This is a genomic window from Rhodobacter viridis, from assembly GCF_003217355.1.
Lineage (GTDB): Bacteria > Pseudomonadota > Alphaproteobacteria > Rhodobacterales > Rhodobacteraceae > Rhodobacter > Rhodobacter viridis.
Genome location: NZ_QJTK01000035.1, coordinates 1 through 7,052 on the forward strand (window position 1 = coordinate 1; position 7,052 = coordinate 7,052).

Here is a 7,052-nt window from a genome sequence, read left to right on the forward strand (position 1 = left end):
GACGGCATTCGAAACTGGGCTATCTCAGCCCCATGGAGTTCGAGGCCCGCGCTATGCTAGCTTAACCAGCTGTCCACGAAACCGGCAGCAGGCCAAAGCGCCACCTTCGCCTTGAAGTCCGCGCTGTAGTTCTGCCGTTTGCCAGCCACGCTGTTCGTCCTCGTCTTCCTTGGCGGCAAGCTTAGCAAACTGTCCGCTGGCTGGGGACCACCTCAACCGTCATACCCACCGCGTCGCCATATCGAACGTCCGCCTTGTCAGCGTTGAGGCCGGGACCGTGGCGTTTCGTTGGAAGGATGCAGGGCGACAGGCAAAAGCTGCTGTTCGACACTGAAACGGGAGACGGCATTGTGACCGGACATACTCTGACGCGCGCCTATAACCGAATGCGCAAAGAGCCTGTGCCGACCATTCGCGTCCGAACCGGCATCAGCTCTGCTTGAGACTGTGCGATGCTGATTAAATCATATAAATCAATCACCTGACACCAACATAAGCCTCGCGAAACCTGGTGCCAGCCAGACTTGGCGCATTAAGTCAGCTTCCGTTATGAATTTATCCGTAAGTCTTGGGGCATAATCGTGGACCGTCTGATCAAGAGGCCCTGATGACTCAACTGCCCGACTTTTCGCACGTGCTGGAGGGAGAGGTTCCTTTCGGTTTCGACGAGCTTTTTTATTCGCGAACCGACACGCGTGGGGTGATCCTTGCCGGCAACGAGGTGTTCCGCCGAGTTTCGGGCTTTTCCTGGTCCGAGCTTCTGGGCGCGCCGCACAAGATCGTGCGCCACCCCGACACCCCGCGCGGTCTGTTCCGGATCATCTGGGATGCCTTGGGCAACGGCCATCCGATGGGCGCCTATGTCAAGAACCGCGCACGCGACGGCGGATTTTACTGGGTCTTCGCGGTGATGCTGCCCGTTCCGGGCGGTTTCCTGTCGGTGCGCATCAAGCCCTCGAGCCCGCTTTTCGAAAAGATGCGTGGCAGCTGCGGTGCGATCGCGGCAGAGGAAAAGGCGCAGCGGGTCGATCCGGAGGAAAGTGCCGCGCGCATGCGGACCATGGCACAATCGGAAGGATTTTCCAGCTACACGAGCTTCATGGCCTATGCGCTTGGTCTGGAACTCGCCGCGCGCGACGCCAAGCTGGGACGCCCGGCCGACCCGCGCACCGAGCGGCTCATCGACATGAACCGGGCGCTGGAGCGTGTCACCGAGGAACAGATGAAACTGCTGCGCAGTTTCGAGGCGCTGCAGTCGATCCCAAACAACATGCGGATCGTCGCCTCGCGCATGGAGCCCTCGGGCGGGCCGGTTTCGGCGATTTCAGAGAATTACCGCGCCTCCTCGCTGGTGATTTCCGAACGGCTGCGCAGCTTTGTTGCAGGGCGTGACAATCTGTGTGACCGGGTCTCGCGGCAGGCCGCGCGGGCGCTGTTCCTGATCGGGTCGAACCGGGTTCTGTCCGAAATGAACGCCGTCTTCGCCGAAGCCGACCCGGTTCCCGGGATCGATTGGGGCGAAGAGCGGCTGTTGCTGCGTCGTCTGGAAGACAGCACCCATGTCGATGCGAGCAAAGCGATGGGGCGGGCTGTCGCCAACGCTGAGGAATTGTCCCGAGCCAGCGCCGAGATTCGGCGCCTGATGCTGGGGCTCGACACGATCCGGGTGCTGGGGCGGGTGGAATGTGGACGGATGCGCGACGCAAGCGGCGGGCTCTCGTCAACCATCGATCAGCTCGACGTGTTTCACACCGACATCAAGTCGAGGCTCGAGTCGATCATGCGGCTGTCGGAAGACATCGCCACCGCGATGAATCGCTTCCTGCGCGAAGAACAAGGGCGCTCCGTCGCAAGGTAAGCGCCATCGGGCAGGGGCCCGCTCTGGTGCGTGCGAGTATCGGGAAGGTTGGTTCCCGCCGATCCGACGTCCTGCCGAAAAGGAACCACCATGATGAAAAATCCGCTCACAACCGTTTCCGGCAAAATGGGGCTGGCCGCGGGGCTGATGATTTCCCTCATCCTGCTCTGCGCGACCGCCTATGACGGCTGGCGCACGGCGCAAAAGGTCAATGACGACGTCATGGGCACGGCGACGGACAAGGCCCGCGCCGCCGCCTCGGAGGTCTCGGAGCAGATCGTCGAGGCCCGCGCCGCCGCCTCTGGCCTCAGCGGCATGCTCTCGGGCTATCTCAAGACCGGCTCGGCCAAAACCGCGGACATCGTCACCATGCTCGAGGCGGTTCCCAATCAGTACAAGTCGCTGTTTTCCTCCTGGATGGCGGGGCTGCCCGATGGCTCGACCGACGCCCTGATCACCGGCACAGACGGGCGCAACGAGGCGGGCGTCTTCACCCCTTACTGGACCAAGCAGGAGGGCGGCGGGCTGCTGTTTCAGACCTTCCCGATCATGCCCGATCAGACCTGGTATTCCGTCCCCGTCACCCAGGGCAAGCCGGTCACCACCGAACCCTATCTGACGACGGAAGGCTATCTGGTGACCTCGGTTGCGGTGCCGATCCGGCTGGACGACAAGATCGTCGGCATCGCCGGGGTCGATATTACGCTGGCGGAAATGACGGCGACGCTGTCGGGGATGGAGACTTTCGAGGGAAGCCACATGATGCTGGTCGACGGCGGGGGCAAATGGATCGTGAACCCGGACCCGAAACGTCTGACCCAGACCTATGACGAGATCGGCGCCGCGGATCTGCAGGCCGCTTTGAAAGACGGCAAGCCCCGGCTCATCACCGGCCTTGCGGACGGCGCGCGGCGGCTGGTCTATCCCTTCAAGACCGCCGGAATGGAGCAGAACTGGGCCACGGTTCTGGATCTGCCGGAAGCGGTCTTCGTTGCACCGGTGCGGCATGAAACGCTGATCTCGATCGTGAAAGGCGGGTTGATCCTGGCCCTGGCTCTGGCGGCGATCTTTGCCGTCTCGACACTGGTCGTGCGCCGCCCGCTGGCGTGCATGCTCGACGGGGTCGATGGTCTCGCGGCGGGCCATTACGACACCGCGGTCTCCGGGGCGGAGCGGCGCGACGAGATGGGCGCGATGGCGCGGTCGGTCGAAACCCTGCGCCTTGGTCTGATCGACAAACGGCGTCTGGAAGCTGAACAGGCGCGTCTGCGCGCAGAGGCCGAGCAGGAACGGCTGTGGCGCGAAGCCGATGAAGCCCGCTTGCGCGAGGAACGCGAGGAACGGCAGCTTGCGGATCTTGAACGCGAGCGGCTGGCAGCGCTCGCCGAGGAAGAGGCCCGCCGACGTGAGGAAGCTGAACGGGCGGCGCGTGCCGCCGAGCAGGCGGAGGTGGTCGATCATCTGGCCGCCGGGCTGCGCGGGCTCGCCTCCGGACAACTCGATGTTGAAATCGGCGCGCGTTTTGCGGGCGATTACGATCAGCTGCGCCTTGACTTCAACGAGACGGTCGCACGGCTCGCCGATCTGATCGCCTCGATTGACGCGACAACACAGGGGATCGTCAGCGGGGTGCGCGAAATCACCGGGGCCACCACGGATCTGTCGCGTCAGACCGAAACGACCGCGGCGACGCTTGAGGAAACCGCCGCGGCGCTGAATGAGATCACCGCTTCGGTGCAAACGGCCGCACAGGGCGCGCGGCAGGTCAATGACGTCATGCGCACCGCAACGGGCCGGGCGCAGGCGACCAACGAAGTCGTGGCGCAGACGATTGCGGCGATGCAGGCAATTCAGGAGTCGTCGAGCCAGATTTCCAAGATCACCAATGTGATCGACGACATCGCCTTCCAGACCAATCTTCTGGCGCTGAACGCAGGCGTCGAGGCCGCCCGGGCGGGCGAGGCGGGACGCGGTTTCGCCGTTGTCGCCTCCGAGGTGCGGGCGCTGGCGCAACGGGCTTCGGAAGCTGCACGCGAAATCAACGGATTCATCGCCGATTCCGGCAGGCAGGTCGATGTCGGCGCCGATCTGGTGGCGCGGGCGGGCGAGGCGTTGCAAGCCATCATCGCGGCGATCTCGACGATTTCGGGCCATATCACGGAAATTGCCTCCTCGGCTGAGGAACAGGCCTCGGGGATTGCCGAAATCAACACCGCCATCCACCAGCTTGACCGCACGCAACAGCACAACGCCGCCGGGTTCGAGGAAACCGCGGCGGCCTGCATGACGCTGAATGACCAGGCGCTGACGCTGGAGCAATTGCTGGGTCAGTTCCAGCTGAAGACGGGCGGCTCGCAGGTTTCGGCGGCGCGTGCCGCCTGATTGCGCGTGCGTGCATGGGGCCATGACGTTTCCCTCGCGGGCGAGATCCGCAATCGGATGGGGTCAGCCCGCATCAGGGCGTCCGATATGGGGCGCGCCGCAGATCATTGGATCGGGGATCCGGTCCTTGGGGGCTTGGAGAGAGCTAACCGGCGCGCGGTGCGAACAGGATGATCGCCGCGCCGCCGAGGCAGATCAGCGCGCCGAACATGTCCCAGGCATCGGGGCGCGCCCCTTCCACGGCCCAAAGCCAGACAAGGGAGCCGACGATGTAGATGCCGCCATAAATCGCATAGGCGCGTCCGGCCTGGTCGGCTGGGCTTTGCGCCAGCAGCCAGGCAAAGGCGGCAAGGGAACCCATTGCAGGCAAAAGCCAGGCGACGGGACGGTCGAGCCGCCACCAAAGCCACACGGCATAGCAACCGAAAATCTCGGTGAAAGCTGCCGCAGCATAATAGAGCAAGGTCTTCACGCGCGCGGCTCCCGATCCGGTTCATGTGCAGCGAGACTGGACAGGTTCTTGCTCGGGCGCAAGTCGGACGCCATTGGAAGCAAGCTGCGCGGCGGGCCGCGCCCTTGCCGCCGCGCTTTCGGCGGTGACGGCGGCGCTGCTGGGGGTGCCGCGCCAAGACCCTGCGCCCCTGTCGAGGTGCAGCTTGCGGCTGCATTCCATTCCCCCCCCCTCGCAACAGGAGTGTTTTGAAAACCCCGAAAGACTCGTTGCAAAATCTGCAAATCCCTTTACACAGGTTCCAGCGAAGTTTTTCTCGACCGCACCCTGTCTCCCTCATCGGCTTCAGTCTGCTCTCTCGTCTGACCAAGCCGGACTGTCGCATTCTGCGGGCAGCATTCCCTGAAGGAGTTAACACGATGGCCAATGGCACCGTGAAATGGTTCAACGCAACCAAAGGTTTCGGCTTTATCGCACCGGCGAGCGGCACGAAGGACGTTTTTGTTCATGTGACCGCTCTGGAACGTGCTGGCATCCGCGGCCTCAATGATGGTCAGGCTGTCTCGTTTGATCTCGAGCGTGACCGGAATGGTCGCGAGTCGGCGACAAATCTCGTCCTCGCCTGAGGTTCAGGCAAAAAGAAAGCGGGATCGGCCAGACGCTGGACCCGCTTTTCTGGAAACGTTGGAGATGCGATCCGCATATCCCGTTTGCCGCTCAAGAAAGATATATGATTGATTGAAATCAGTTGGGGGAAACCCCTCTCCTTTGTCATGTCTCCGGATGGGGACGTGCAAAAATTCAGCACGATCGAACAAGTAAAGTACTGGTTGCTGAAAAGATGGCCGATTGCCGATGAGGCGCGTTTGACGGCCCTGAAGCAGGTCGAAGCCGCCATGGACTGTATCGTTCCTGTGGGCGTGGCGCGGCGTGCCTTTACCGCTGCGGCGCGATCGGCCGGCTTCGTACCAGAAGACCTTGTCGGCTACACGGCCCGGCGCGCTGCCGAACAACTCGTCGGTTGAGAGTAAACTCTGCGCGGTTCCGCGCAGAGTTTCGTGCCGCAAATGAAACTTCGCGCCGAGCGGTGAATGACGGGGCCGCTTACGAACTGGCCCCAATCACCTGCGCCACAGGCCCGTGCGGCACAATTTCGTTTTCCATTCCCAAATCAAGTGGTGCCGGTGTGGGAAATCTCTCTTCCGGGCCGATTTGGGCCTTTCTCGAAATCGGAGTTCATCATGACTGGTCAAATGAGCAAAGCGCGGCAGCTTGCGGAAATCGCCTTCAACAAGGCGCAATCGCAATTTCTGGAACGCACGCGCGCGTTTCAGGAGCAGGATTCAGAGATATCCGAACGCGCCGCCAAAACCCTGCGGCTGAGAACGGAACGTCTTGAAAGAGAGCAGGCAGGAAAGGCAATTGCCGTTCTGCGCACAAAAAACACCGCATGAATCCCGCCGGACTGATCCGGATCGGCTTCATCCCCCGCCAAAGGAAATCGAATGTTGAGAACCAAAGACTACTCTGATCGCAGAAGCGACGCGATCAATGCCAAATCGGCTCTGCTGGAGAAATTCAAAAGCGCGACTGCTGCGCCTGACCTGGCAGAAAAGCTGGCAGCACGCGCCGAGGTGGCACGACTGCGCGACGCACGGCACGCGGCGCGCGAAGCGGAGAAACTGAGGGCGCAACAGAGTGCCGCCGCCGAAGCTGCCGCGGTTGCCGAGGCAGAGGCACATCGAAAAGCCGCCGAAGCGGCAACCCTTGAGGCGAGCAAATCGGCTCAAGCTCGACGCATTGCGCTTGTGCTTTCCGATGAAGCGGCCCGCAAGACCGCCCGGGACCTGCGTTATGCAAAGCGCAAGGCGGCGCAACGGGTCGCCTGATCCCAACCACCAGCAAGGCGCGCGGTCGGATCTCGTCGCAATTGCGCAACGCCAGTGCTCCGCGCCCGAGCCCAGGCTCTTGAGGGCCGCGACCACGCATCAGCAGGGATCGGGCCGCAAATATGGACGAGGCTATGCTGCCATTGGGCGATTTGACCGTCCGCCAACGGCTGGGTACATCGCTCGCGCACGGCCCAACTTCCTGACCGCGTCCTGCGCTTTTCATCGGCCTCCATGGGGCAGTGAATTGCGGCAATCGTAGGTTTCTGCGCTTGCAATGCTGCAACCTCACAGTCGGCTCCCCGCGCCCTATACGTTGATGGCTTCGATCAACTCCGGGCCCTCGTCTCGCAGTCCGAACGGGGCGACAGGGTGGCACGCCAGCATCACCCCGGTCCCGAGCGTCGCCACATCGTCCGAGCCTCCCAGCCACGCGTCGCGCTCGCCGGCATTCAGGATGACCGGCATCCGA

7 protein-coding genes and 1 pseudogene are annotated in these 7,052 nt (G+C 62.7%); 7 read left to right on the forward strand and 1 reads right to left on the reverse strand.

The window, feature by feature from the left end:
* Positions 1-208 precede the first annotated feature (208 nt).
* The 3 genes and pseudogenes from C8J30_RS17945 to C8J30_RS17955 form a co-directional block, all read left to right on the forward strand.
* Positions 209-334: pseudogene (locus C8J30_RS17945) on the forward strand (transposase); the annotation flags it as partial.
* 273 nt (positions 335-607) lie between these two features.
* On the forward strand, positions 608-1,858 hold the full coding sequence (locus C8J30_RS17950; RefSeq protein WP_110807452.1) for a PAS domain-containing protein: 1,251 nt from the start codon (positions 608-610) through the stop codon (positions 1,856-1,858).
* Between the two features lie 93 nt (positions 1,859-1,951).
* On the forward strand, positions 1,952-4,240 hold the full coding sequence (locus C8J30_RS17955; protein WP_110807457.1) for a methyl-accepting chemotaxis protein: 2,289 nt from the start codon (positions 1,952-1,954) through the stop codon (positions 4,238-4,240).
* Positions 4,241-4,385: 145 nt separating this feature from the next.
* On the opposite strand, the gene C8J30_RS17960 is transcribed toward C8J30_RS17955, so the two are convergent.
* Positions 4,386-4,712 carry a YnfA family protein gene (locus C8J30_RS17960; RefSeq protein ID WP_110807453.1) on the reverse strand — a complete coding sequence of 109 codons (327 nt, stop codon included), beginning with the start codon at positions 4,710-4,712 and terminating at the stop codon, positions 4,386-4,388.
* Between the two features lie 398 nt (positions 4,713-5,110).
* On the opposite strand from C8J30_RS17960, the gene C8J30_RS17965 reads away from it, so the two are divergent.
* From C8J30_RS17965 to C8J30_RS17980, 4 genes are all read left to right on the forward strand, one after another.
* Positions 5,111-5,317: a cold-shock protein gene (locus C8J30_RS17965; RefSeq protein WP_110807454.1), complete on the forward strand. Its 207-nt coding sequence runs from the start codon at positions 5,111-5,113 to the stop codon at positions 5,315-5,317.
* A gap of 108 nt (positions 5,318-5,425) precedes the next feature.
* The gene (locus C8J30_RS17970; protein ID WP_110807455.1) at positions 5,426-5,716 is read left to right on the forward strand and encodes a DUF982 domain-containing protein; all 291 of its coding nucleotides are present in this window, start codon (positions 5,426-5,428) and stop codon (positions 5,714-5,716) included.
* A gap of 66 nt (positions 5,717-5,782) precedes the next feature.
* A complete protein-coding gene (locus C8J30_RS19185; RefSeq protein WP_245909934.1) occupies positions 5,783-6,145 on the forward strand; it encodes a hypothetical protein in 363 nt (120 codons plus the stop codon).
* A gap of 51 nt (positions 6,146-6,196) precedes the next feature.
* The gene (locus C8J30_RS17980; RefSeq protein WP_110807456.1) at positions 6,197-6,580 is read left to right on the forward strand and encodes a DUF6481 family protein; all 384 of its coding nucleotides are present in this window, start codon (positions 6,197-6,199) and stop codon (positions 6,578-6,580) included.
* Positions 6,581-7,052: the final 472 nt, after the last annotated feature.